This window comes from Streptomyces sp. NPDC059994 (assembly GCF_042737755.1).
Classification (GTDB): domain Bacteria; phylum Actinomycetota; class Actinomycetes; order Streptomycetales; family Streptomycetaceae; genus Streptomyces.
The window spans coordinates 36,079-59,543 of the sequence record NZ_JBHWUR010000039.1; the positions used below are offsets into that span (position 1 = coordinate 36,079).

The 23,465-nt window shown below is 71.8% G+C and carries 22 protein-coding genes and 1 riboswitch; of the genes, 12 read left to right on the forward strand and 10 right to left on the reverse strand.

All coding sequences use genetic code 11. The features are described 5' to 3' along the window. Positions 1-114 precede the first annotated feature (114 nt). Both ACFWA7_RS20695 and ACFWA7_RS20700 read right to left on the reverse strand, forming a co-directional pair. Entirely contained in the window at positions 115-480 is a 366-nt protein-coding gene (locus tag ACFWA7_RS20695) for an Rv2175c family DNA-binding protein (RefSeq protein ID WP_385539759.1), read from the reverse strand. 43 nt (positions 481-523) lie between these two features. Beyond that, on the reverse strand, positions 524-1,687 hold the full coding sequence (locus ACFWA7_RS20700) for an NAD(P)/FAD-dependent oxidoreductase (RefSeq protein WP_385539810.1): 1,164 nt from the start codon (positions 1,685-1,687) through the stop codon (positions 524-526). 120 nt (positions 1,688-1,807) lie between these two features. Further along, a riboswitch (TPP riboswitch) is annotated at positions 1,808-1,921 on the forward strand. Here ACFWA7_RS20700 and thiO point away from each other — a divergent pair. The 6 genes from thiO (at position 1,919) to ACFWA7_RS20730 (ending at position 7,877) form a co-directional block, all read left to right on the forward strand. Beyond that, entirely contained in the window at positions 1,919-3,115 is a 1,197-nt protein-coding gene (gene thiO / locus ACFWA7_RS20705) for a glycine oxidase ThiO (protein WP_385824465.1), read from the forward strand. It overlaps the preceding riboswitch by 3 nt. After that, complete coding sequence (gene thiS / locus ACFWA7_RS20710) at positions 3,112-3,327, forward strand: sulfur carrier protein ThiS (RefSeq protein WP_385539755.1); 216 nt, start codon at positions 3,112-3,114, stop codon at positions 3,325-3,327. The genes thiO and thiS overlap by 4 nt, the downstream gene beginning before the upstream one ends. Before the next feature lie 3 nt (positions 3,328-3,330). Next, entirely contained in the window at positions 3,331-4,125 is a 795-nt protein-coding gene (locus ACFWA7_RS20715; RefSeq protein ID WP_385539753.1) for a thiazole synthase, read from the forward strand. Positions 4,126-4,352: 227 nt separating this feature from the next. Further along, complete coding sequence (gene pknB, locus ACFWA7_RS20720) at positions 4,353-6,329, forward strand: Stk1 family PASTA domain-containing Ser/Thr kinase (RefSeq protein ID WP_385824467.1); 1,977 nt, start codon at positions 4,353-4,355, stop codon at positions 6,327-6,329. Positions 6,330-6,337: 8 nt separating this feature from the next. Then, positions 6,338-7,189: a deoxyribonuclease IV gene (locus tag ACFWA7_RS20725; RefSeq protein ID WP_385539750.1), complete on the forward strand. Its 852-nt coding sequence runs from the start codon at positions 6,338-6,340 to the stop codon at positions 7,187-7,189. Between the two features lie 82 nt (positions 7,190-7,271). Then, positions 7,272-7,877, forward strand: coding sequence for a DUF4396 domain-containing protein (locus ACFWA7_RS20730; RefSeq protein WP_385824469.1), 606 nt, complete (start codon positions 7,272-7,274; stop codon positions 7,875-7,877). Between the two features lie 22 nt (positions 7,878-7,899). Here ACFWA7_RS20730 and ACFWA7_RS20735 read toward each other — a convergent pair whose 3' ends face one another. After that, positions 7,900-8,532: a sulfite oxidase-like oxidoreductase gene (locus tag ACFWA7_RS20735; protein ID WP_385539746.1), complete on the reverse strand. Its 633-nt coding sequence runs from the start codon at positions 8,530-8,532 to the stop codon at positions 7,900-7,902. A 154-nt stretch (positions 8,533-8,686) separates the two neighbouring features. Here ACFWA7_RS20735 and bfr point away from each other — a divergent pair, with 154 nt between their 5' ends. Beyond that, positions 8,687-9,166 (forward strand): bacterioferritin, encoded by a 480-nt coding sequence (bfr, locus tag ACFWA7_RS20740; protein ID WP_385539744.1) that lies wholly within the window; start codon positions 8,687-8,689, stop codon positions 9,164-9,166. 124 nt (positions 9,167-9,290) lie between these two features. On the opposite strand, the gene ACFWA7_RS20745 is transcribed toward bfr, so the two are convergent. Both ACFWA7_RS20745 and ACFWA7_RS20750 read right to left on the reverse strand, forming a co-directional pair. Beyond that, complete coding sequence (locus tag ACFWA7_RS20745; protein ID WP_385824471.1) at positions 9,291-9,569, reverse strand: bacterioferritin-associated ferredoxin; 279 nt, start codon at positions 9,567-9,569, stop codon at positions 9,291-9,293. A 116-nt stretch (positions 9,570-9,685) separates the two neighbouring features. Beyond that, entirely contained in the window at positions 9,686-11,017 is a 1,332-nt protein-coding gene (locus ACFWA7_RS20750) for a class II 3-deoxy-7-phosphoheptulonate synthase (RefSeq protein ID WP_385824473.1), read from the reverse strand. 158 nt (positions 11,018-11,175) lie between these two features. Here ACFWA7_RS20750 and ACFWA7_RS20755 point away from each other — a divergent pair, with 158 nt between their 5' ends. From ACFWA7_RS20755 to ACFWA7_RS20765, 3 genes are all read left to right on the forward strand, one after another. Further along, positions 11,176-13,998 carry an N-acetylmuramoyl-L-alanine amidase gene (locus ACFWA7_RS20755; protein WP_385824475.1) on the forward strand — a complete coding sequence of 941 codons (2,823 nt, stop codon included), beginning with the start codon at positions 11,176-11,178 and terminating at the stop codon, positions 13,996-13,998. A gap of 119 nt (positions 13,999-14,117) precedes the next feature. Further along, positions 14,118-14,174: a trp operon leader peptide gene (locus tag ACFWA7_RS20760; RefSeq protein WP_101392327.1), complete on the forward strand. Its 57-nt coding sequence runs from the start codon at positions 14,118-14,120 to the stop codon at positions 14,172-14,174. A 96-nt stretch (positions 14,175-14,270) separates the two neighbouring features. Continuing rightward, positions 14,271-16,178, forward strand: a complete 1,908-nt coding sequence (locus ACFWA7_RS20765; RefSeq protein WP_385539734.1) for an anthranilate synthase family protein — start codon at positions 14,271-14,273, stop codon at positions 16,176-16,178. A 563-nt stretch (positions 16,179-16,741) separates the two neighbouring features. On the opposite strand, the gene ACFWA7_RS20770 is transcribed toward ACFWA7_RS20765, so the two are convergent. The 5 genes from ACFWA7_RS20770 to ACFWA7_RS20790 form a co-directional block, all read right to left on the reverse strand. After that, a complete protein-coding gene (locus ACFWA7_RS20770; protein ID WP_385824477.1) occupies positions 16,742-17,743 on the reverse strand; it encodes a 2-hydroxyacid dehydrogenase in 1,002 nt (333 codons plus the stop codon). A gap of 82 nt (positions 17,744-17,825) precedes the next feature. Continuing rightward, a complete protein-coding gene (locus ACFWA7_RS20775; RefSeq protein ID WP_385539730.1) occupies positions 17,826-18,854 on the reverse strand; it encodes a 6-phosphofructokinase in 1,029 nt (342 codons plus the stop codon). A 178-nt stretch (positions 18,855-19,032) separates the two neighbouring features. Then, positions 19,033-19,704 (reverse strand): response regulator transcription factor, encoded by a 672-nt coding sequence (locus ACFWA7_RS20780; RefSeq protein ID WP_266978776.1) that lies wholly within the window; start codon positions 19,702-19,704, stop codon positions 19,033-19,035. Next, on the reverse strand, positions 19,701-20,918 hold the full coding sequence (gene macS, locus ACFWA7_RS20785) for a MacS family sensor histidine kinase (protein WP_385539728.1): 1,218 nt from the start codon (positions 20,916-20,918) through the stop codon (positions 19,701-19,703). The genes ACFWA7_RS20780 and macS overlap by 4 nt, the downstream gene beginning before the upstream one ends. A 25-nt stretch (positions 20,919-20,943) precedes the next feature. Then, positions 20,944-21,723 (reverse strand): 1-acyl-sn-glycerol-3-phosphate acyltransferase, encoded by a 780-nt coding sequence (locus ACFWA7_RS20790; protein ID WP_385539726.1) that lies wholly within the window; start codon positions 21,721-21,723, stop codon positions 20,944-20,946. 154 nt (positions 21,724-21,877) lie between these two features. Here ACFWA7_RS20790 and ACFWA7_RS20795 point away from each other — a divergent pair, with 154 nt between their 5' ends. Together ACFWA7_RS20795 and ACFWA7_RS20800 are read left to right on the forward strand one after the other, a co-directional pair. Beyond that, positions 21,878-22,657, forward strand: coding sequence for an alpha/beta hydrolase (locus ACFWA7_RS20795; RefSeq protein ID WP_385539724.1), 780 nt, complete (start codon positions 21,878-21,880; stop codon positions 22,655-22,657). Further along, the gene (locus tag ACFWA7_RS20800) at positions 22,650-23,204 is read left to right on the forward strand and encodes a hypothetical protein (protein WP_385824479.1); all 555 of its coding nucleotides are present in this window, start codon (positions 22,650-22,652) and stop codon (positions 23,202-23,204) included. The genes ACFWA7_RS20795 and ACFWA7_RS20800 overlap by 8 nt, the downstream gene beginning before the upstream one ends. Positions 23,205-23,465 lie beyond the last annotated feature (261 nt).

The window sequence follows — 23,465 nt, forward strand, 5'->3', positions numbered from 1 at the left end:
GGGTTGGGGGGGGGGGGGGCGCGCGGCCGGGGGGGGGGGCCTCTCCCGCCCGGGGTGGGGGGGGGGGGGGGGGCGCCCCGCCCCCCCGCCCCCCGCCCCACCTGTGCGATCAGGTCAGACGGCGAGCGCCTGGGCGCGACGCTTCACCTCCGTGCCGCGATTCTCGCTCAGGGCCTGCGCGGGGGTGCCGGGCAGGCTCGGGTCGGAGGTGAAGAGCCACTCGATCATCTCTTCGTCGGAGTAGCCGTCGTCCCGCAGGAGCGTGAGGGTGCCGGCGAGGCCCTTCACGACCTTGTCGCCGTCGATGAAGGCGGCGGGCACCTGCAGCGTCCGCCTCTCACCGCGGCGTACGGCGATGAGCTGGCCCTCCTTGACCAGCTGCCGCACACGCGTCACCTCGACATCGAGCATCTCCGCGATGTCGGGAAGGTGGAGCCAGGCGGGAACGAGTGCATCGGTTCTTGCGTCAATCTCGGTCACGGGACAAGCGTGCCATCCCGGACTGACACTGGGTAGCCGGAGGTCAGCCGACTGCGGCCTTGAGAGGGACGGACGGGTCGGCCGCGCGGACCGGATCCAGCGTCGCACCTGCCTCGATGAGCTTGCGGCCCTGCGCCAGATCGCGCGGTCGGCCGACGGCCAGGAGGGCGACGAGCCTCCCCTCGCGCAGCCAGCAGACCGACCACGCGGCGCCTTCCGGGCCGCCCCGCCACAGCAGCCGGTCGGCGCCGCCGTGGTGGCCGACGTACTGCACGAACCTGCCGAACTGCTCGGACCAGAAGTACGGCACCGGGTCGTACGGCCGGACCGTCTCGCCGACGATGTCCGCCGCCACCGTGCGCGGCCCCTGCAGCGCGTTGTCCCAGTGGTGGATGAGCAGCCGCTCTCCGTACCTTCCCGAAGGGAAGGAGGCGCAGTCGCCGACCGCGTAGACGTCGGGCAGCGAGGTGCGCAGCCGGTCGTCGGCCGTGACCGCGCCCTCCGCGCCCCGCTCGATGCCGGTGCCCGCCAGCCAGTCGGTGGTGGGCCGGGCGCCGATGCCGACGACCACCGCGTCGGCCGGGAGCCGGCGGCCGTCCGCCAGGACGACGGCTCCCGGCTCGACGGCCGCCACGCGCGCGTGGGTGAGCAGTTCGGCGCCGCTCTCCGCGTACCAGCCGGCCATCGGCTCGGTGACCTCGGCGGGCAGCGCGCCCGCCAGCGGACGGTCGGCGGCCTCCACGACGGTGACCGCGCAGCCCGCCTCGCGCGCGGCCGTGGCGAACTCGGCCCCGATCCAGCCCGCCCCGACGACCACGACGCGGCGCTGGGCGCTCAGGACCGCGCGCAGCCGCCCGGCGTCGTCGAGGGTGCGCAGCAGATGAACGTCGGGAAGATCCTCGATGCCGGGCAGCGTGATCGGCTCCGCGCCGGAGGCGATCACCAGCGCGTCGTACGGGACGGTCCCGGACGCGGTGTCGATCTCGTGATCACGCGCGCGTACGTCCGTGACCGTCTCGCCCAGGCGCAGGTCGACTCCGAGGCCCTCGAAGTCCACCTCGAAGGCTGAACCCTCGGCCTTGCCGAGCAGCACCGCCTTGGAGAGCGGGGGTCGGTCGTACGGCTGGTGGGGCTCGGCGCCGATGAGGGTGATCCGGCCGGGAAAGCCCTGTTCGCGCAGGGCCACGGCGGTCTGGACCCCGGCCATGCCCGCGCCGACGACCACCACGTGGCGCTGTTCCGAATGCGTCTGCTTTTCGCTCACCCGATCACCATAAGCATCTGACAGTTCGTCAGGAAACCGGTCAGGCGTTAGCCTGACGCACGTACAAGCACTCGCGGGAGCCCGGACGCACCGGGCTGAGAGGGAGGCTGCAGCGGCCTCCGACCGTACGAACCTGATCCGGGTCATGCCGGCGAAGGGAGGGGCTGGACGCCCATGCATTCATCCCGAGACGGGGCAATTCCCCACGGGTCGGACGTACTGGTGGTGGGGGGCGGCATCATCGGCCTCGTCACCGCCTGGCGGGCCGCGCAGCGCGGGATGCGCACCGCGCTCGCCGACCCCGCGCCCGGCGGCGGCGCCGCCCAGGTCGCGGCGGGCATGCTCGCCGCCGTCACCGAGCTCCACTACGGCGAGGAGACCCTGCTCGGCCTCAACCTGGCCTCCGCCCGGCGCTACCCGGACTTCGTGGCCGAGCTGGAGCAGGCGAGCGGCCTCGGCACCGGCTACCGCGCCTGCGGCACCCTCGCGGTGGCCCTGGACGCCGACGACCGCGCCCATCTGCGCGATCTGCACGCGCTCCAGCAGCGCTCGGGGCTCGACTCCCAGTGGCTCACCGGGCGCGAGTGCCGCCGCCTCGAACCGATGCTGGCGCCCGGGGTGCGCGGCGGACTGCGGGTCGACGGCGACCACCAGATCGACCCGCGCCGCCTCACCAGGGCCCTGCTCACGGCGTGCGAGCGGGCCGGGGTGGTCTTCCACCACAGCTGGGCCGAGAGGCTCTCGGTGGTACGCGAGCGGGCCGCGGGGGCCGTCCTGGCCGACGGCACCGAGCTCGCCGCCGACCAGGTCGTCCTCGCGGGCGGCAGCCTCAGCGGCCGGCTCGCCGGGGTCCCGGAGGAGCTGCGGCCGCCGGTGCGCCCGGTCAAGGGCCAGGTACTGCGGCTGACCGTGCCGCCCGCGTTCGCGCCGTTCCTGTCCCGCACGGTCCGCGCGGTGGTCCGCGGCAGCCACGTCTACCTGGTGCCGCGCGCCGACGGCGAGCTCGTCGTCGGCGCCACCAGCGAGGAGCTGGGCTGGGACACCACGGTCACCGCGGGCGGCGTCTACGAGCTGCTGCGCGACGCGCACGAGCTGGTTCCCGGCATCACCGAACTGCCGCTGACCGAGACCCGCGCCGGGCTGCGCCCCGGCTCCCCCGACAACGCGCCGCTGCTCGGCCCGACCGCCCTGCCCGGCCTGCACCTGGCCACCGGCCACTACCGCAACGGGGTGCTGCTCACCCCCGTCACCGGCGACGCGCTGGCGCACGCGCTGGCCACCGGCGAACTGCCCGACGAGGCGCGCCCCTTCACCCCCCGCCGCTTCACCTCCGCCCCGGTGGAGTCCGTACCGCAGGAGCTGACCGCATGACCGTCTCCCTGACGACCGTCTCCGTCAACGGCGAGGCACGCGACCTCGCCGCCGGCACCACCCTCGACGCCCTCGTCGCCGCCCTGACGCCCGCGCCCGCCGGGGTCGCCGCCGCCGTCAACGAGACGGTGGTGCCGCGCGGCCAGTGGGCCGCGACCACGCTCGGCGACGGCGACCGCGTCGAGGTCCTGACCGCCGTCCAGGGAGGCTGAGCCATGGCCGACGACCTGTTCACCCTCGGCGGTACGACCTTCACCTCGCGGCTGATCATGGGCACTGGCGGGGCGCCGAGCCTAGACGTCCTGGAGCGCTCGCTCGCCGCCTCCGGCACCGAGCTGACGACCGTCGCGATGCGCCGCCTCGACCCGACGGTGCAGGGCTCGGTCCTGTCCGTCCTGGAGAAGCTGAACATCAGCGTGCTGCCGAACACGGCGGGCTGCTTCACCGCCGGGGAGGCCGTGCTGACCGCCCGCCTCGCGCGCGAGGCGCTCGGCACGGACTGGGTCAAGCTGGAGGTGGTCGCCGACGAGCGCACCCTGCTGCCCGATCCGGTCGAGCTCCTGGACGCGGCGGAAGTGCTGGTCGACGATGGTTTCACGGTGCTGCCGTACACCAACGACGACCCGGTGCTCGCCCGGAAGCTGGAGGACGTGGGGTGCGCGGCGATCATGCCGCTCGGCTCCCCCATCGGCTCCGGGCTCGGCATCCGCAACCCGCACAACTTCGAGCTGATCGTGGACCGCGCCACCGTCCCGGTCATCCTCGACGCGGGCGCGGGCACCGCCTCCGACGCGGCGCTCGCGATGGAGCTGGGGTGCTCGGCGGTGATGCTCGCCTCGGCCGTCACGCGCGCGCAGGAGCCGGCCTTGATGGCGGAGGCGATGCGGTACGCGGTGGAGGCGGGCCGCCTGGCGTACCGGGCGGGCCGCATCCCCCGCCGCCACTTCGCACAGGCGTCCTCCCCCGTGGAGGGCCGCGCCGCGCTGGACCCGGAACGCCCGGCGTTCTAGACGCAGGTGGGTCGGCTGCGGACCGCATGTGGTTGCTGGCGCAGTTCCCCGCGCCCCCAGGGGGTCAGGGGCGCGGGGAACTGCGTGACAAGCCCCCACCGGCCCGCGGCCGAAAGACCCCCAGAGCCGGGCCCACGCCACTGCGTCCGTCACAGCTCCGCTTCAGTCCCGCCCCGGGATCACCCGGGGCGGGAAGGGTGTCCGTGACCGCTCGTAGACTCTGCTGCGTGGATACGACCCTTCAGGACCCCCTCGTCGGGCAGGTGCTCGACGGCCGCTACCGCGTCGAGGCGCGCATCGCCGTCGGCGGTATGGCCACGGTCTACCGGGCCGTCGACACCCGGCTCGACCGGGTGCTCGCCCTCAAGGTGATGCATCCGGCGCTCGCCGCCGACGCCTCGTTCGTGGAGCGGTTCATCCGCGAGGCCAAGTCCGTCGCCCGGCTCGCCCACCCCAATGTGGTCGGCATGTTCGACCAGGGCACCGACGGCGGATACGTCTACCTGGCGATGGAGTACGTGGCGGGCTGCACCCTGCGCGACGTGCTGCGCGAGCGCGGCGCCCTGCAGCCCCGGGCCGCCCTGGACATCCTGGAGCCGGTGCTCGCCGCCCTCGGCGCCGCGCACCGCGCCGGTTTCGTCCACCGGGACATGAAGCCGGAGAACGTGCTGATAGGGGACGACGGCCGGGTCAAGGTCGCCGACTTCGGCCTGGTCCGGGCGGTGGACGCGGTCACCAGCACCACCGGCAGCGTCCTCGGCACCGTCTCCTACCTCGCCCCCGAGCAGATCGAGCAGGGCACCGCCGACACCCGCGCGGACGTCTACGCGTGCGGTGTCGTGCTCTACGAGATGCTGACCGGCGCCAAGCCGCACTCCGGGGAGAACGCGGCCCAGATCCTCTACGCCCACCTCCACGAGGGTGTGCCCGCGCCGTCCGCCGCCGTGCCCGGCCTCGCCGTCGAGCTGGACGACCTGGTGGCCTCGGCCACCGCCCGCGAACCGGACGCGCGGCCGTACGACGCGGTGGGCCTGCTCGCGCAGACCCGCGAGGCCCGCGCGGCGCTCGGCGACGAGCAGCTGGACGCGGTGCCCCCGCAGGCCGCGCCCGCGGCGGGGGCCTCCGGCTCCGAGGACCGTACGAGCGTCATACCGCGCGCGGTGGCGACCCCGGCCCGGGGCAGCGCGCCAACGGCGGGTGCCGCCCCGCTCCCGGCCGAGCGGGACGCGGTCAACCGCACCAGCCGGCTGACCGTGCCGCCGTCCGGGCCCGCCCCGGCACGCGCGCGTGGCGGGCGGCCCCGCTTCGTCCTGAACGGGCGGCGCGGCCTGATCGCGGTCGTCGCCGCCGTCCTGCTGGCCCTGGGGATCGGCGCCGGGGTCTGGTACATCAACTCCGGCCAGTTCACGCACGTCCCCGCCGTCATCGGGCAGAGCGAGAGCGCCGCCAAGAAGCGGCTCACGGACGCGGGCCTCGCGGTGAAGAAGGTCGACCGCCGCTACAGCGACACCGTCAAGCGCGGCACGGTGATCGAGACGGACCCGGAGACGGGCGCGCGCGTGCGCGGCAACGCCTCGGTGACCGTCGTGGTCTCGCGCGGCCCGGAGATGGTCAAGGTCCCGGACGTCAGCGGCAAGCCGCTGGACGACGCCAAGAAGGCGCTGGCCGACGCCGGGCTGACGCCGGGCGCGGTCACCGAGGAGTTCAACGAGGACACCGACCAGGGCTCGGTCGTCAGCACCGCCCCGGCCGCGGGCGCCCCGCGCCGCGCGGACACCGCGGTCGCCCTCGTCGTCAGCAAGGGCGCCCCGGTCGAGACCCCCGGGGTCGTCGGGGACTCGGTGGAGGACGCCACCTCGGCACTGAAGGACGCGGGCCTTGAGGTGCGGATCGCGCCCGAGCAGGTCAACTCGCCGCAGGAGGCGGGCAGCATCGCCGCCCAGTCCGCGGCCGAGGGCTCCCGCCTCGCCAAGGGCGACACGGTCACGCTCACCGTCTCCAAGGGCCCGCGGATGATCACCGTGCCCAAGGTGACCGGCGAGAAGGCCGACGACGCCAGGAAGGAGCTGGAGAAGGCGGGCTTCAAGGTCGACGTCGACCGCGGCTTCCCGTTCCTCAGCGACGAGATCGCCGGCCAGTCCGTCAAGGCCGGCGACCAGGCGCCGGAAGGCTCCACCATCACCATCAAGACCAAGGGACTCTGATCCACCCCATGCGCAACCCCATCGGCGGCCACATCCCCGTGGCCGGCGGCCTCGCCACGACCGGCCTCTCCTACGCGCGCGAGCTCGGCGCCGAGACCGTCCAGGTCTTCGTCGCCAACCCGCGCGGCTGGGCGACCCCCACCGGCAACCCGGCCCAGGACGAGAGGTTCCGCGCCGAGTGCGCGGCCGAGGGCATCTCCGCGTACGTGCACGCCCCGTATCTGATCAACTTCGGCTCGCACACCGAGGCGACCGCCGAGAAGTCGGTGGAGTCGCTGCGGCACTCGCTGCGCCGGGGCCGGGACATCGGCGCGCTCGGCGTGGTCGTGCACACCGGCTCCGCGACCGGCGGCAGGCCGCGCGCGGAAGCACTGGCGCAGGTACGGGAGCGGTTGCTGCCACTGCTGGACGAGCTGACGCACGACGACGACCCGTTCCTGCTCCTGGAGTCGACGGCCGGGCAGGGGTTCTCGCTGTGTTCGCGGACCTGGGACTTCGGCCCGTACTTCGAGGCGCTGGACGCCCACCCCAAGCTCGGCGTCTGCCTGGACACCTGCCACATACACGCGGCCGGGCACGACCTGGCCGGGCCCGGCGGGGCGGCGCAGACCCTGGACCTGCTGGTGGAGACCGTCGGCGCAGGGCGGCTGAAGCTGATCCACGCCAACGACTCCAAGGAGGGAGTGGGCTCGCACCTGGACCGGCACATGAACATCGGCGCCGGCCACATAGGCGCGGAGCCGTTCCGCGAGCTGCTCGCGCACCCGGCGACCGACGGCGTACCGCTGATCATCGAGACGCCCGGCGGGAAGGAGGGGCAGGCGGCGGACATCGCGCTGCTGAAGTCCCTGCGGCCCTGATCCTCCCTTGAGGGAATACCCCCTGGGGGTATACCGTTCCTGTCATCGACAGGAACGGTCATCCGGCGTTGGGGGCACAGCCATGCAGCACGAGGCGCACACGCACACCGAGCACGAGCACCACGAGCACCACGAGGGTCACGAGGGTCACGAGGGTCACGAGGGTCACGAGGGTCACGAGGGTCACGAGGGTCACCAGCAGCACCGGGGACACGGCGACGCGCACGCCCCCCACGGTCAAGGCGGCGGCAAGGTCAGCTGGTCCATGGCCGCCCAGGCCACCCTGCACTGCCTCACCGGGTGCGCCATCGGCGAGATCCTCGGGATGGTCGTGGGCACCGCGTTCGGCTGGGGCAACATGCCGACGATGGTGCTGGCCATCGTCCTGGCCTTCTTCTTCGGCTACTCGCTCACCCTGCGCGGCATCCTGCGGGCCGGGGTCGGCTTCCGTACCGCCTTCAAGGTCGCGCTCGCCGCGGACACCCTCTCCATCGCCGTCATGGAGCTGATCGACAACGGGGTGATCGCGCTCTGGCCGGCCGCCATGGACGCGACGCTCGCGCAGGCGCTGTTCTGGGGCTCGCTCGCGGTCTCGCTCGCGCTCGCCTTCGTGGTCACCACACCGGTCAACAAGTGGATGATCGGCCGCGGCAAGGGCCACGCGGTGGTGCACCAGTACCACCACTGACGCCCCGGAAAGGCGCCAGGACTCAGAGCTCGGGGCCTTCCCCGGGCTCTTCCTGGTACGAGTAGCGCTGCTCTCGCCAGGGGTCACCGATGTTGTGGTAGCCCCGCTCCTCCCAGAAGCCCCGGCGGTCCGCCGTCATGTACTCGATGCCGCGGACCCACTTCGGGCCCTTCCAGGCGTACAGATGCGGGACGACGAGCCGTACCGGGAAGCCGTGTTCGGCGGTGAGGAGATCACCGCCCTTGTGGGTGGCGAAGACCGTGCGGTCGGAGAGGAAGTCGTCCAGGCGCAGGTTGGAGCTGAAGCCGTATTCGGCCCAGACCATCACATGCGTGACCTCCGGGGCGGGCGGCGCGAGCTCGGCGACCGTACGCGCGAGGACTCCGCCCCATTCGGCCCCCAGCATCGAGAACTTCGTGACACAGTGAAGATCCGCGACGACGGTGGCGAAGGGCAGGGCCGTGAACTCCTCGTGGTTCCAGCAGCGCTTGTCGCCGTCGGCGGTCGCCCCGAACACGCGGAACTCCCACCGCTCGGGCTTGAACCTGGGGACCGGGCCGTAGTGGGTGACCGGCCAGCCGCGCTGGAGCCGCTGCCCCGGGGGAAGCTCCGACTGCACTGCTTCCCGTTGCTCCGGGCGTTCCGGCTGACCCATGACTCCATGGTGACAGACGGCGAGGGGTGGTCATGACCAGCGGCGCCCCGATTCGGACAACTCCTACTAAGCGTGTACTTACTGGACGCTCCCCGCGCGCGATGCGAGGATGCGCGCGAATCTGCCCCTCACCCGTGTGGAAGGAGCCTCTGCGATGCAGGGCGACCCCGAGGTCATCGAGTTCCTGAACGAGCAGCTGACCGCCGAGCTGACCGCGATCAACCAGTACTTCCTGCACGCGAAGATGCAGGAGAACTTCGGCTGGACGAAGCTCGCCAAGTACACGCGTCACGAGTCGTTCGACGAGATGAAGCACGCGGAGGTGCTGACCGACCGGATCCTGTTCCTGGACGGGCTGCCGAACTACCAGCGGCTCTTCCACGTCCGGGTGGGGCAGACGGTCACCGAGATGTTCCAGGCCGACCGGCAGGTGGAGGTCGAGGCGATCGACCGCCTCAAGCGCGGCATCGAGATCATGCGGGCCAAGGGCGACATCACCTCGGCGAACATCTTCGAGTCGATCCTTGCCGACGAGGAGCACCACATCGACTACCTCGACACCCAGCTGGAACTGGTCGAGAAGCTCGGCGAGGCGCTGTACATCGCGCAGCTCATCGAGCAGCCGGAGAGCTAGGGCCCCTGTCGGCCCAAGGGGACTTGTGGAAGCCCGGTGCGGGACCGCGCCCCTTCAGGGGCGCGGGAAACTGCGACCAGCCACGAGCGGCCCTCAGCCGATGACTCCACACCCAGCGGAGCGCCTACGCGGCTTCCGCCAGCTTCTGCTCGGTGGCGAGCACCGCGCCGACCCCGCCCTTTTCGAGCAGTTCCCGACGGGGGCAGGCACCGCGCCCGAGCAGGCCCTGGATGGCGCGCACACAGGAGCCGCAGTCCGTGCCCGCCTTGGTGGCGGAGGCGATCTGACGCGGGGTACAGGCGCCGGCGGCCGCGTGCTGCTCGACCTGCTTGTCGGTGATGCCGAAGCAAGAGCAGACGTACACGCGGTCCACCTCCCTGACAGGAACGGTCTGGCCAGCCATCCCCGATTCGGTGAGGCTTACCTAACCGTACCCAAAGTCGGGGTGGACGAAAAGCCCCGGATACGCCCGTGGGGCGCGGATCACAGATCCACGCCCCACGTTTCGTAGGAAGCTACTCACTGGTCCCGGTACATCTCGGCGACCAGGAAGGCCAGGTCCAGGGACTGGCTGCGGTTGAGGCGCGGGTCGCAGGCCGTCTCGTAGCGCTGGTGCAGATCGTCGACGAAGATCTCGTCGCCGCCGCCCACGCACTCGGTGACGTCGTCACCGGTGAGCTCGACGTGGATGCCGCCCGGGTGGGTGCCCAGGCCCTTGTGGACCTCGAAGAAGCCCTTGACCTCGTCGAGCACGTCGTCGAAGCGGCGGGTCTTGTGGCCGGAGGCCGCCTCGAAGGTGTTGCCGTGCATCGGGTCGGTGACCCAGGCGACGACCGCGCCGGACGCGGTGACCTTCTCGACCAGCTCGGGCAGCTTGTCGCGGACCTTGTCGGCGCCCATACGGACGATGAACGTCAGCCGGCCGGGCTCGCGGTCCGGGTCGAGCCGGTCCACGTAGGTGAGCGCGTCGTCGACCGTGGTCGTGGGGCCGAGCTTGATCCCGATCGGGTTGCTGATCCGGGAGGCGAACTCGATGTGCGCGTGGTCGAGCTGCCGGGTGCGCTCGCCGACCCAGACCATGTGGCCGGAGGTGTCGTAGAGCTTGCCGGTGCGCGAGTCGACCCGGGTCAGCGCCGACTCGTAGTCGAGCAGCAGCGCCTCGTGCGAGGCGTAGAACTCGACGGCCTTGAACTCGGCCGGGTCGGTGCCGCACGCCTTCATGAAGTTCAGCGCGTTGTCGATCTCGCGGGCCAGCTGCTCGTAGCGCTGACCGGACGGGGACGTCTTGACGAAGTCCTGGTTCCAGGCGTGCACCTGGCGCAGATCGGCGTAGCCGCCGGTGGTGAAGGCGCGGACCAGGTTGAGCGTCGAGGCGGACGCGTTGTACATCCGCTTCAGTCGCTCGGGGTCCGGGATGCGGGCGGCCTCGGTGAACTCGAAGCCGTTGACCGAGTCACCGCGGTAGGTCGGCAGGGTCACGCCGTCGCGGGTCTCGGTGCCCTTGGAGCGCGGCTTCGAGTACTGCCCGGCGATCCGGCCGACCTTGACGACGGGCACGGACGCCGCGTACGTCAGCACGGCGCTCATCTGGAGCAGGGTCTTGAGCTTGGCCCGGATGTGATCTGCCGACACGGCGTCGAACGCCTCGGCGCAGTCGCCGCCCTGGAGCAGGAACGCCTCGCCCTTGGCGACGGCCGCCATCCGGGCGCGCAGCTGGTCGCACTCGCCCGCGAAGACGAGCGGCGGATACGACGCGAGGTCCGCGATCACATCGCGCAGAGCCTCGGCATCGGGGTACTCGGGCTGCTGCGCCGCGGGAAGGTCACGCCAGGTGTTTACGTTCACGGTCACCCCACAACCTTACGGGGTCCACTTAGCCGTCCACCCGCGTGCCCACCTTGTGAGACACGTGGACGACCTCCCGATGACCGAACCCGATCGGTCGCCTGCTAGCCTCTGCGCGTTTCAGAAGTGATTCAGAAATCAACAGAGCGATGCAGGGGTGGGCGTTGAAGCGGATACACCGCAGAGACCGCAAGAAGAAGCTGATCGCTTACGGGGTGGGCACGGCGGTCGTCGCCGGTGCGGCGATCACCAGCCTGGCGGTGGCCGCACCCGGCCCCGCCACGGCGAACACCAAGCCGGCCGGTCCGGGCACCGCGCTCCAGGCCCGGTTCGCCGAGGCCGCGCGCGAGTTCCACGTCCCGCAGAGCGTGCTGATGGCGGTCTCGTACCGGCAGACGCTGTGGGAGAGCCACGACGGGCAGCCGTCCACGACCGGCGCGTACAACGTCATGGGCCTGACCCGGGTGACGGCGGACGACGTCGAGCAGCCGACGGACGCGGAGCGACTGTCGCACCTCAACATGAGCGGCGACCCCACGGTCATGAAGCACTTCGACGCCAAGCGCGCCCTGAAGCGGGCGCCGAAGGCCGTCGACACGAGCGACCCCCGGCTGCACACGCTGGACGAGGCCGCCAAGCTGATCGACAAGCCGGTGGACGCCGTCCGCGAGGACGAGAACCAGTCCGTCCGCGCGGGTGCCGCGCTGCTCGCGAAGTACCAGAAGGACGCGACGGGCTCGCTGCCCGAGGACGCGGGCAAGTGGTACGCGGCCGTCGCCCGCTACAGCCAGGCGCCGGACACCAAGGGCGCGTCGCTGTTCGCGAAGCGGGTGTACGAGTCGATCAGGACCGGTGAGAGCCGTCTCACGGCCGACGGCCAGCAGCTCGCCCTGCCGGCCGACCCGTCGGTGAAGCCGGTCAAGCCGGAGACGATGTCCCTGGCGGCGTTCAACGCCGCGGCGCAGACGCCGGAGTGCCCGGCGGGGCTGAACTGCGACTTCCAGGCGGCGGCGTACAAGCAGAACGGCACGACGCCGGACGACTTCGGCAACTACAACGAGTCGAACCGCCCCTCGAACGGCGAGGACATCCGCTACCTCGTCATCCACGACACCGAGGGCGGCTACGACGGGTCGCTGAAGACCTTCCAGGACTCCACGTCCTACGCCAGCGCGCACTACATGGTCCGCGCCTCCGACGGCCTGGTCACCCAGCTGGTGGCGACCAAGGACGAGGCCTGGCACGCGGCCAACAAGACGATGAACATGCACTCGATCGGCATCGAGCACGAGGGCTATGCCATCAAGGACAACGCCACGTGGTACACCGAGCCTCAGTACGAGTCCTCGGCCGCGCTGGTGAAGTACCTGGCGAACCGGTTCTCCATCCCGCTCGACCGTGAGCACGTCGTCGGCCACGACGAGGTGCCCGGTGTGCTGGACGGCAATGTGAAGACCCAGCACTGGGACCCGGGCCCGTACTGGGACTGGAACCACTACATGACCCTGGTCGGCGCGCCCAGCGGCGACCAGGGCGCGGGCGGCCCGCTCAAGGCCGGCCAGCTGGTCCGCGTGGTCCCGCCGTTCACCACGGCCAACCAGCCCACCGTCACGTACGGCGGCAACACGTACTCGCGGCCGGCGAACTTCGGCTACCTGTACACCTCGCCGTCCACCAGCGGTACGCCGCTCAGCGACCCGTACCTCGGCACCCAGACCGCGACCGAGGGCCCGAACTGGGGCAACAAGGTCGTCACCGGCGGCGAGTACGTCGTCGCCGAGGCGCAGACCGACTGGACCGCCATCTGGTACGGCGGCCAGAAGGCCTGGTTCTACAACCCCGGCGGCACCTTCACCGCGCCCGTCGGCAAGACCGGCCGGCCGGTCCTGAAGCCGAAGGCGGGCGCCGCGTCCATCCCGGTGTACGGGCGTGCCTACCCGGAGGACTCGGCGTACACGGGGACCAACGTCCCGGTGCAGGCCAACAACTCGGCGTCGCTGACCAAGTACTCGATCCCGGCCGGTCAGGCCTACACCCAGGCGGGCCCGGCGCAGCTGGGCGACTACTGGTTCGCCGGTACGTTCGCGGGCACCGGCACCGGTGACCGCACCCTGGTCCAGGGCAAGACGAACTCCTTCTACCCGATCCGGTACAACCACCGGCTCGCGTGGGTGAAGGCGACCGACGTCGAGCAGGCCACCAGCGCCGTGCCCGACTCCGGCACCACCCGCTACAACATGCTCGGCCGGGACTCCTCCGGCGTGCTGTGGCAGTACCAGGGCACCGGCAACGCCTCGGCGCCGTTCTACGGGCGGTACAAGATCGGCGGCGGGTGGCAGGGCTACAACGCCGTCTCCGCGATGACCGCGCTGCGCGCGGACGGCACCGGCGACATGGTGGCCCGCGACGGCACCGGCACGCTCTGGTACTACCAGGGCAGCGGCAACCCGGACGCGCCGTTCAAGGGCCGCCTCAAGGTCGGCGGCGGCTGGCAGACGTACAACTTCATGACCGGCGCCCGCGACCTGAACGGTGACGGCAGGGCCGATCTGATCGGCCGCGACGGCACCGGCGTGCTCTGGTACTACCAGGGCACCGGCACCCCGGCTGCGCCGTTCGCCGCGCGGGTGAGGATAGGCGGCGGCTGGCAGGGCTACAACGCCATGGTCTCCACCGGCGACCTCAACCGCGACGGCAAGGCCGACCTGGTCGCCCGGGACGGCTCCGGCGTGCTGTGGTTCTACAAGGGCACCGGCACACCGACCGCCCCGTACGCCCCCCGGGTCCAGATCGGCGGCGGCTGGCAGGGCTACAACAGCCTGCTCGGCCCGAGCGACCTGAACGGCGACGGAATCCCGGACCTGGTGGCCCGGGACGGGTCGGGCGTGCTCTGGTACTACAAGGGCACGGGCAGCACCACCGGCGCGCCGTTCGCCGCGCGCGTCCAGGTGGGCGGCGGCTGGCAGATGTTCAACCTGCTGGTCTGAAGCCTGCCAGTCTGAAACCTGCCAGTCTGAGCAGAATCGATACGGCGAGGGCCCGCTCCATCCATCGGATGGGGCGGGCCCTTCGCCTGTCCGGCGCTTCTTCGGCTAGGGTGCGGGGCATGTTCGCGCACTCGAACCAGAACTGGTGGTGGACCGCTCATCCGGCGGCCCACTGATCGCGCGTACTCCAGACCACGCGAAGGCCGCCCGAGGGCGGCCTTTTCTGTTTCCCGCGGCCGTTCCTCTCCCCGTACTCCCGGAAGGAACCCCGCATGTCCCTCAGCACGCACCTCGCCAGACTCCTCCAGGACGACTGCCCGCCGTTCGCCCTGATCCGCCGCCGTACCCCCGGCCGCGACCACGACGTGGTCGAGCTGCTGATCGGCGGCGTACGGGAGGTGGAGCGGCTCGCCGACATCCCGTGCGGGGACCGGCCCTCACTCGCCCTGGTCCCGTTCCGGCAGATCCGCGAGCGCGGCTTCGACGTACGGGACGACGGCACTCCGCTGGCCGTCCTGGAGGCCGACGAGACGTACGAACTGTCCCTGGAGGAGCTCCTGGAGGCGCTGCCCCGGCACGAAGTGCGGGTCGAGGGCGGGGGCTTCGACGTGGGGGACGAGGAGTACGCCGGGATCGTACGGCGGGTGATCGAGGACGAGATCGGGCAGGGCGAGGGCGCCAACTTCGTGATCCGGCGCACCTACACGGGCGAGATCCCGGGCTTCGGCCGGGCGGACGCGCTGGCGCTGTTCCGCCGGCTGCTGGCGGCCGAGCGGGGGGCGTACTGGACGTTCGTCGTCCACACCGGCGAGCGGACGCTGGTGGGAGCCAGCCCCGAGGTGCATGTGCGGATGTCGGGCGGGACGGTGGTGATGAACCCGATCAGCGGGACGTACCGCTACCCGGCGACCGGCCCGACGGCGGACGACCTGCTCTCCTTCCTCTCCGACGAGAAGGAGATCGACGAGCTCTCCATGGTCGTCGACGAGGAGCTGAAGATGATGTGCACGGTGGGCGACCGGGGCGGGGTGGTGGTCGGCCCCCGGCTGAAGGAGATGGCCCATCTGGCGCACACCGAGTACGAGTTGCGCGGCCGGAGCTCGCTGGACGCGCGCGAGGTGCTGCGGGAGACGATGTTCGCGGCGACGGTGACGGGGTCGCCGGTGCAGAACGCGTGCCGGGTGATCGAACGGTACGAGGTGGGCGGGCGCGGCTACTACGCGGGCGCGCTCGCCCTGCTGGGCCGCGACGCCAACGGCGTCCAGACGCTCGACTCGCCCATCCTGATCCGTACGGCCGACATCGCGCCGGACGGGCGGGTGCGGGTGCCGGTCGGGGCGACGCTGGTACGCCACTCCGACCCGGCGGGCGAGGTGGCGGAGACGCACGCCAAGGCGGCCGGGGTGCTGGCGGCGCTGGGCGCGCGCCCGGGCCGCCCGGCCGCCTCGCGCCCCGCCGTTGTCCTGGGCGACGACCCTCGGGTGCGGGCGGCCCTGGACGCGCGGCGGGCCGACCTGGCGCCGTTCTGGCTGCGGATGCGGGAGCGGGCGGTGGCGCCGGTGGCGCCGTCGGGCGAGGCGCTGGTGGTGGACGCCGAGGACACCTTCACGGCGATGCTGGCGCATCTGCTGCGGTCGTCGGGGCTGGGGGTGTCGGTGGTGCGGTACGACGCGGCGGGGCTGCGGGAGCGTCTGCTGGGCCACCACGGCCCGGTGATCCTGGGCCCCGGCCCCGGTGACCCCTCGGACGCGTCCGATGTGAAGATGCGTGTGCTGCGCCCCTTGGCGGCGGAGCTCCTGCGCTCCCACGGGCACGGGCTGCTCGGTGTGTGCCTGGGGCACGAGCTGATCGCGGCGGAACTGGGCCTGCCGATCGTACGCAAGCGGGTGCCGCACCAGGGGGCGCAGCTGCGGATCGACCTCTTCGGGCGGGAGGAGCGGGTCGGGTTCTACAACAGCTTCACGGCGCGGTGCGGGGAGGGGGCCGCGGGTGCGCTGGCGGCGCGGGGCGTCGAGGTCAGCCGCGACCCCGCCACCGGGGAGGTGCACGCGGTGCGGGGTCCTGGGTTCGCGGGGGTCCAGTTCCATCCGGAGTCGGTGCTGACGCTGCGGGGGCCGGAGGTGGTGGGGAGCCTGCTGGCGGGCCTGGGCGCGATGACCCCCACCCCGCCCGTTCCCTGAACCCTCCGGGGGTGGGTGGGGGGTGAGGTGGGTTTCCCGGGGGCTACGCCCCCAGGCCCCCGAGCGGGGGCTCCGCCCCCTGCACCTTGGCGGGGCCTGCACCCCTGGCGGGGCCTGCACCCCTGCACCCCGCCACCGGGCTCCCGCCCCCGGTACCCCCGGGTACCCCGGTACCCCATCGGGGCTCCGCCCCCCCTGCACCCCGCTACTGCGGCTTCGCCCCCGGTGCCCCCCACTGGGGCTGCGCCCCCGCCCCCGCTTTCGGGGCTCCGCCCCGGCCCCCGGCCGGCCTTGCGGCCCCTGCGCCCCGCTGCGGGGCCCGTTCGTCTGCGGGCCGCCTTGGCTGGTCGCGCAGTTCCCCGCGCCCCTTGAATGCCGCTGCGCGACATCCCCCGGGCGCCCCGAAGGGGCGCATTCAAGGGCGCGGGGCTGTGACACTGCGCGGCTCCGCCTCGATGGGGGTCCCCCTGTCCGAGCGAAGCCGAGAACTTGGGGGAGCGACCAGCCCCCACCGAGCCCGCAGACGAACCGGGGGTCCGGGGCGAAGCCCCCGGGAGCGCGGCTCACCCGGTTGACCTTGGCACCAGCACATTCCCCGTCCGCCGCCCCGCCGCATACGCCGCCACGTTCTCCACCGTCGCCGCGATGATCTGCCCCACCGCATCCTCCGTGTAGTACGCCTGATGCGACGTCACCACCACGTTGGGGAACGTCACCAGCCGCGCCAGGATGTCGTCCGGAACACCCTCCAGGGACTTGTCCAGGAAGAAGAGGCCGGCCTCCGCCTCATAGACGTCGAGGCCCACCCCCGTCAGCCGCCCCGCCCGCAACTCGCCCACGAGCGCCTCCGTGTCCACCAGCCCCCCGCGGCTGGAGTTCACCAGGATCGCGTCGTCCTTCATCCGCTTCAGCGCCTCACGGTCGATCACGTGGTGCGTGGACGGCAGCAGCGGCACGTGCAGGCTCACCACGTCCGCGTTCGCGAGCAGTTCGCCCTTCTCGACGTACTTCATCCCGAGCTCCACGCACGCGGGGTTCTCCACGACGTCCCAGCCGAGGAGGTTCATGCCGAAGCCATGGGCGATCCGGGTGAACGCCTCGCCGATCTTGCCGGTGCCGAGCACCCCGACCGTACGCCCGCGCAGATCCCGCCCCATCAGCCCGTCGAGGCGGAAGTCGAAGTCGCGGGTGCGGTTGGAGGCGCGGACGATCTTGCGGTTGACCGCCATCGCCAGGGTCCAGGCGAACTCGGCCACCGAGTACGGCGAGTAGTACGACACCCTCGCCACCGTGAGACCGAGCCGCTCCGCCACGTCCAGGTCGATGTTGTTGAAGCCCGTCGAGCGCTGTGCGATCAGCTGGGTTCCGCCCACCGCCAGCGTCTGGAGCACCGAGCGGTTCAGGTCGGCGTTCACGCTGGTCGAGATCGCCTCGTACCCCGCCGCGATGGGCGCGGTGTCCTCGTTGAGGAACACGTCCAGGCACCGGACGTCGTGCCTGCCCTCGAAGGCCTTCTCGATCAGAGGTCTCTCATCGGCCTGCACGCCGAACGCCAGGATGTCCATAGGACTCACCTAATGGGTGGATAGAGACTGAATACGGGTGAATATACGGCGCCCTTATGTGCGACTCGCCCCGTGTACCCCCTCAGCCGAAGAACACCCCCACCTCCGCGTACAGCTCCGGATCCACCGTCTTCAGCCGCGCCGTCGCCTCCGCGATCGGCACCCGGACGATGTCCGTGCCCCGCAGCGCCACCATCTTGCCGAAGTCGCCGTCCCGTACCGCCTCGATCGCGTGCAGCCCGAACCGCGTCGCCAGCCAGCGGTCGAAGGCGCTGGGGGTGCCGCCGCGCTGGACGTGGCCCAGGACCGTCGTCCTGGCCTCCTTGCCCGTGCGCTTCTCGATCTCCTTGGCCAGCCACTCCCCGACGCCCGAGAGCCGCACATGCCCGAAGGAGTCGAGCGTCTGGTCCTTCAGGACCATCTCGCCGTCCTTCGGCATCGCGCCCTCGGCGACCACCACGATCGGCGCGTACGACGCCTTGAAGCGGGAGGTGATCCAGCCGCAGACCTGGTCGACGTCGAAGCGCTGCTCGGGGATGAGGATGACGTTGGCGCCGCCCGCCAGGCCCGAGTGGAGCGCGATCCAGCCCGCGTGGCGGCCCATCACCTCGACGACCAGGACCCGCATGTGCGACTCGGCCGTGGTGTGCAGCCGGTCGATCGCCTCGGTGGCGATGCCGACCGCGGTGTCGAAGCCGAAGGTGTAGTCGGTCGCGGAGAGGTCGTTGTCGATGGTCTTGGGTACGCCGACGCACTTCACGCCGTACTCGTCGCTGAGCCGGGCCGCCACGCCCAGGGTGTCCTCGCCGCCGATCGCGATCATCGCGTCGACCTCGCACTTGGCGAGGTTCTCCTTGATGCGGCGCACCCCGTCCTCGGCCTTGAGCGGGTTGGTGCGCGAGGAGCCGAGGATGGTGCCGCCGCGGGGCAGGATGCCGCGGACGGCAGGGATGTCCAGCTTGACGGTGTCGCCCTCCAGCGGGCCGCGCCAGCCGTCCTTGAACCCCGTGAAGTCAAAGCCGTACTCCTGGACGCCCTTGCGGACGACGGCCCGGATGACGGCGTTGAGCCCGGGGCAGTCACCGCCTCCGGTCAGTACTCCGACCCGCATGGAATTGTCCCTTCGCCGTGACGGACACAGGGAAGCCCTCGAAGGCCTCCACAAGTCACGCTAAGGGTGACGCACGTCACCCCGGGATGGGGTGAAACGTCAATTCCTTGAATTCAAGGGGATGTTGACGGGTGATCATTCACTCGTACGAGCGGAGCACGTCCCTGCGCGAGCGGACTCACACGTCGTCGAGGCCCTGCTCTATCGCGTACCTCACCAGCTCCACGCGGTTGTGGAGCTGGAGCTTGCCCAGGGTGTTCTGGACGTGGTTCTGGACCGTGCGGTGGGAGATGACCAGGCGTTCGGCGATCTGCTTGTACGACAGACCCTTCGCCACCAGGCGCAGCACCTCCGTCTCGCGGTCGGTCAGCTGCGGGGCCTTCGGCTCGTCGGCGGCGGCGGGCGCCGGGTCCGAGGCCAGCCGGCGGTACTCACCGAGGACGAGGCCCGCCAGGCCCGGGGTGAACACCGGGTCGCCGGCCGCCGTGCGGCGCACCGCGTCGGTCAGCTCCTCGGTGCTCGCCGACTTCAGCAGATAGCCGGTCGCGCCGGACTTCACCGCCTCCAGGACGTCCGCGTGCTCGCCGGACGCGGACAGGACCAGGACCCTGAGCGCCGGGTTGGCGCCGACCAGCTCCTTGCAGACCTGGACGCCCGGCATACCGGGCAGATTGAGGTCCAGGACCAGCACGTCGGGTGTGACCGCCTGGGCGCGGCGGACCGCCTGCGGGCCGTCCCCGGCGGTGGCCACCACGTCGAACCCGGCGGCCGCCAGGTCGCGTGCCACCGCGTCGCGCCACATCGGGTGGTCGTCGACCACCATGACCTTCACCGTCTGCTGCTCACTCATGCCCGCACCTTCCCCCGTGGAACCTTCAGCTCTACTTCCGTCCCCTGGCCCGGCACCGAGATCAGCTCGGCGGTGCCGCCCAGGTCCCGCAGCCGGCCGCGGATCGAGAGGGCGACGCCCAGGCGCCCCTCCCCCTCGGCCTGCGCGAGCCTGCCCTCCGGGATGCCGGGACCGTCGTCCCGTACCGTCACGATCACTTCGTCCCCCCAGTCCTCGACCAGGATCCAGGCCTGCGCGGTCTCCCCCGCGTGTCTGCGGACATTGTCCAACGCGGCACTGACAGCGGCCGCGAGCTCGCGTGCCGCAGGGGGCGCGAGCAGCACCGGAGCGCCCGGTTCCGCCAGCGAGACCCGTGATCCGGCGTGCGGGGCGAGCAGGGTGCGCAGATCCACCTCGGCCCCGTCGGCCCCGCCGCCGGCGTCGTCCTCGTAGTCGACCGTACGGACCAGCGCGCCCAGCGCCGGGTCCTCGGACGCGCGCGTGGTGGGCACCAGACCGCTGGAGACCAGGGTCCGCAGGGCGACCTCCTGCTCGCCGGCCATCCGGCCGAGTTCGGCCGCCTCGCCGCCGAGCGCGGTGCCGCGCCGCTGCACCATCGCGAGGACCTGGAGGACGCTGTCGTGGATGTCCCGGGCCAGCCGCTCCCGCTCGCGGGTCGCCGCCTCGATCTCCAGGGCGCGGGCGAGGGTCGCCTCGCTCGCGCGGGCGACCTCCACCACGTAACCGATGGCGATGGAGGCGACCCAGACGAGCAGCACATTGTGGAGGGTGTCCCGGGTGGGGGTGCCGCGCTCGACCAGGTTGGCGGCGGCGACCAGCGAGGAGGCGAAGGCGGCCCAGCGCCAGCCGCCCTTGATCGCGAACGCGAGCACCGAGCCCGCCGCCCATATGGTCGGCAGGGTAGGGCTGTTCACCGACTGCGCGTCGGCGTCCGCCAGCGGGGTGAGCAGGATGCCGGTGAGCGCGACCGTCAGGTCGACGCCGAGGAACCGCTTGGTGCAGCTCGCCGCGTTCGCCACCCGGGGCAGCGTCGCCAGCGTCCACACCGCGAGCACCGACAGGAAGGCGACGCCCACCCAGGGACGCTCGAACTCGCGGTACTCCGACACGAAGACCAGCACCGCGTACACCATCGTGAGTACGCGGTACGCGGTGAGCGCGCGCCACAGCGGCAGCTCGACCGACATTCTGATGACGCGCTCGCGCTTCGCCATGTTCCCCACCCCCGGCCGGACGCTGCTAGTCGCCGGGCCGTTCCGCCCGCTTGGCCTGCTCGGCCTCGCGGGCCTTCTCGGCCCTCTCGCCCGCCTTCTCCTCGTCGGCCTTGCGCTTGGCCTCGTCCGCGATCTGGCGCTTGGCCGCGGTCGCGTAGACGTCCACGTACTCCTGGCCGGAGAGCTTCATGATCTCGTACATGACCTCGTCGGTCACCGAGCGCAGGATGAACCGGTCGCCCTCCATGCCGTGGTAGCGGCTGAAGTCGAGCGGCTTGCCGATGCGGATGCCCGGGCGCATCAGCTTGGGCATGACCTTCCCCGGCGGCTGGATCTTCTCGGTGTCGATCATCGCGACCGGGATCACCGGCGCGCCGGTGGCGAGCGCCACGCGCGCGAGGCCGCCGGGCTTGCCCCGGTAGAGGCGGCCGTCGGGCGAGCGGGTGCCCTCCGGGTAGATCCCGAACAGCTCGCCTCGCTCCAGGACCTCGATGCCGCTCTTGATGGCCGCCTCACCCGCGCCGCGCGCGCCCGAGCGGTCCACCGGGAGCTGGCCGACGCCCTTGAAGAAGGCGGCGGTGAGCCTGCCCTTCACACCGGGCGAGGTGAAGTACTCCGCCTTGGCGATGAACGTCACCTTGCGGTCGAGGACCGCCGGCAGGAAGAACGAGTCCGAGAAGGAGAGGTGGTTGCTGGCGAGGATCGCCGGCCCCTCGGCGGGAATGTTTTCGAGGCCCTCCACCCAGGGCCTGAAGGCAAGCTTCAGCGACCCGCCGATGGAGAACTTCATAGCGCCGTAGATCAACTCGGATGCCTTCCCTATGTCTGTCGAACAGACCTTAACCCGTATGGGACCCGCCCTCCCGCGCGCGGGCCGGTGACGGCTCTGGTCGGTGTCAGTCCGGTCGCGTACCGTGAAGTACGACTCCCCCGCCCCTGCTCATGAACAGGAGATCCCGGTGCCCGTCCTCCCTGGAGCCGAGCCGTTCCGCCACGAGGGCGGAGAGGTCGGCGTCCTCCTCTGTCACGGCTTCACCGGTTCCCCGCAGTCGCTGCGCCCCTGGGCCGACTTCCTGGCCGAGCGCGGCCTGACGGTCGAGCTGCCGCTGCTGCCCGGACACGGCACGCGCTGGCAGGACATGCAGCTCACCGGCTGGCAGGACTGGTACGCGGAAGTGGACCGGGCGCTGAGCGAGCTGCGGGAGCGGTGCGGCCAGGTCTTCGTCTTCGGGCTCTCCATGGGCGGCGCGCTGGCGCTTCGGCTCGCGGCCAGGCACGGGGACGCGGTCAGCGGCGTCGTGGTCGTCAACCCGGGCAACAAGGTGCACGGCCTGGCGGCGCACGCGCTGCCGGTCGTACGGCACTTCGTGCGCTCCACCAAGGGGATCGCCAGCGACATCGCCAAGGAGGGCTCGGCGGAGGTGGGGTACGACAGGGTGCCGCTGCACTCGGCGCACTCGCTGCGCAGGTTCTTCCAGCAGGTCGACCGCGAGCTGCCGCAGGTCACCCAGCCGATGCTGCTCCTGCACAGCCCGCAGGACCATGTGGTGCCGCCGGCCGACTCGGCGCGGATCCTCAGCCGGGTCTCCTCCACGGACGTCACCGAGATCCTCCTGGAACAGAGCTACCACGTGGCGACGTTGGACCACGATGCGGAGCGGATCTTCGAGGAGAGTTACGCGTTCATCGGCCGCCTCGCTCCGAGCGTCGGGAAGAAGGGGAGCACGACCGGTGGCTGAGCACGACGCGGACCGCGAGCCGCAGCCGATCGACGAGGAGGCTGCGTGGGCGGCGATCGTGGCGGGGTACGGCGATGAGCCGACCGACCCGCCCGGGACGAAGCCGTTCAAGTCGATAGAGGACCTGGCGCTCCTGGAGAGCGACCGCAACGCCACGCCCGAGCCGCCCCCGGCGAGCCCTGAGCCGCCGCCCGAGCCGAAGCCGCTGGGCAGCTCGGTGGTCTTCGCCCCCGGCGTGGGCGGCCCGCGCGACTTCAAGGTGGCGGAACCGTCCGACGGCGACCTGGACGACACGGACGAGGGCCACTTCGTCCCGCCGGAGCCGCCGCCGCTCCCGGAGACCGACGTCACGGCGAAGTTCGCCTGGCTCGGGGTGATCGGCGGGCCTCTGCTGTTGCTGCTGGCGGCGGTGCTCCAGTGGGAGTTCACGTGGTGGCTCACGACGCTGGGGGTGGGGGGGTTCATCGGGGGGTTCGGGACGTTGGTGGCTCGGATGCAGCAGGACGACGAGGACGGGGATGACCCCGGGCGGGGTGCGGTGGTCTGACCCGGGGGTTCGCCCCCGGACCCCTGCCCCCTGGGGCTTCGCCCTTGGCCCGGCGTTCGTCTGCGGGTTCGGTGGGGGCTGATCGCGCAGTTCCTCGCGCCCCTCCTTGGCCCGGCGTTCGTCTGCGAGTTCCGTGCGGGCTGATCGCGCAGTTCCCCGCGCCCCTCCTTGGCCCGGCGTTCGTCTGCGGGTTCGGTGGGGGCTGATCGCGCAGTTCCTCGCGCCCCTCCTTGGCCCGGCGTTCGTCTGCGAGTTCCGTGC

Coding starts and splice junctions, on each gene's coding strand:
- bfr (WP_385539744.1), top strand. CDS start 8,687: ATGCAGGGCGACCCCGAGGTCATCGAGTTCCTGAACGAGCAGCTGACC.
- thiO (WP_385824465.1), top strand. CDS start 1,919: ATGCATTCATCCCGAGACGGGGCAATTCCCCACGGGTCGGACGTACTG.
- ACFWA7_RS20775 (WP_385539730.1), bottom strand. CDS start 18,854: ATGCGGGTCGGAGTACTGACCGGAGGCGGTGACTGCCCCGGGCTCAAC.
- ACFWA7_RS20780 (WP_266978776.1), bottom strand. CDS start 19,704: ATGAGTGAGCAGCAGACGGTGAAGGTCATGGTGGTCGACGACCACCCG.
- ACFWA7_RS20730 (WP_385824469.1), top strand. CDS start 7,272: ATGCAGCACGAGGCGCACACGCACACCGAGCACGAGCACCACGAGCAC.
- ACFWA7_RS20715 (WP_385539753.1), top strand. CDS start 3,331: ATGGCCGACGACCTGTTCACCCTCGGCGGTACGACCTTCACCTCGCGG.
- ACFWA7_RS20725 (WP_385539750.1), top strand. CDS start 6,338: ATGCGCAACCCCATCGGCGGCCACATCCCCGTGGCCGGCGGCCTCGCC.
- ACFWA7_RS20770 (WP_385824477.1), bottom strand. CDS start 17,743: ATGGACATCCTGGCGTTCGGCGTGCAGGCCGATGAGAGACCTCTGATC.
- thiS (WP_385539755.1), top strand. CDS start 3,112: ATGACCGTCTCCCTGACGACCGTCTCCGTCAACGGCGAGGCACGCGAC.
- ACFWA7_RS20745 (WP_385824471.1), bottom strand. CDS start 9,569: ATGGCTGGCCAGACCGTTCCTGTCAGGGAGGTGGACCGCGTGTACGTC.
- macS (WP_385539728.1), bottom strand. CDS start 20,918: ATGGCGAAGCGCGAGCGCGTCATCAGAATGTCGGTCGAGCTGCCGCTG.
- ACFWA7_RS20700 (WP_385539810.1), bottom strand. CDS start 1,687: ATGGCCGGGGTCCAGACCGCCGTGGCCCTGCGCGAACAGGGCTTTCCC.
- ACFWA7_RS20735 (WP_385539746.1), bottom strand. CDS start 8,532: ATGGGTCAGCCGGAACGCCCGGAGCAACGGGAAGCAGTGCAGTCGGAG.
- ACFWA7_RS20765 (WP_385539734.1), top strand. CDS start 14,271: ATGTCCCTCAGCACGCACCTCGCCAGACTCCTCCAGGACGACTGCCCG.